Source organism: Vibrio sp. 1580 (genome assembly GCF_033340055.1).
The window spans coordinates 1-543 of sequence record NZ_JAWOVT010000629.1; the positions used below are offsets into that span (position 1 = coordinate 1).

1 pseudogene is annotated in these 543 nt (G+C 44.9%); it reads right to left on the reverse strand.

What is annotated here, in order from left to right:
• Nucleotides 1–543, reverse strand: a pseudogene (gene vmeJ / locus R7093_RS27540) (multidrug efflux RND transporter periplasmic adaptor subunit VmeJ); the annotation flags it as partial.

Sequence of the window (543 nt, forward strand, 5' to 3'; positions counted from 1 at the left end):
CATCACGAACAAACCCCTGTCCTAATACAATGATGTCCGCTTGCTCGCCAAGCCCTGATAACCAAACACCATCTTCTTCTGCTTTGACTAACTGAATAGGAACAAACTTAACGTGTTCATCTTGCAGTGTTTTGACACCTAAATTCCCTTCTTCATCTAACGCCAACATTGCAGCGGTAATTTTAATCGCTAGCACTTCATTCAAAGGGAGCTGCACTTCCGCACTGATCCCCGCAGGGATGAGCGAATTACGATTATCTATTTCGATTTCAATCGGAAACGTATTGGTCGATACGGAGGAAACGCGACCAATATAACGTAAAGTCCCCAAGTGATGCTGACCATTGATAGTTCTGACATCCGCTTGAAGACCTTCTTTAAGATACTGGATATGGCGCTCGCTAACGTCGGCCTCAATGACCAGAGTCTCTAAATCAATCACTGTCGCTATTGGATCGCCCACACCGACAAAGTCACCCACTTCGACAAAATGATGATCAACAATGCCATCAAAGGGCGCTTTAACTTCGGTATTCTTGACAG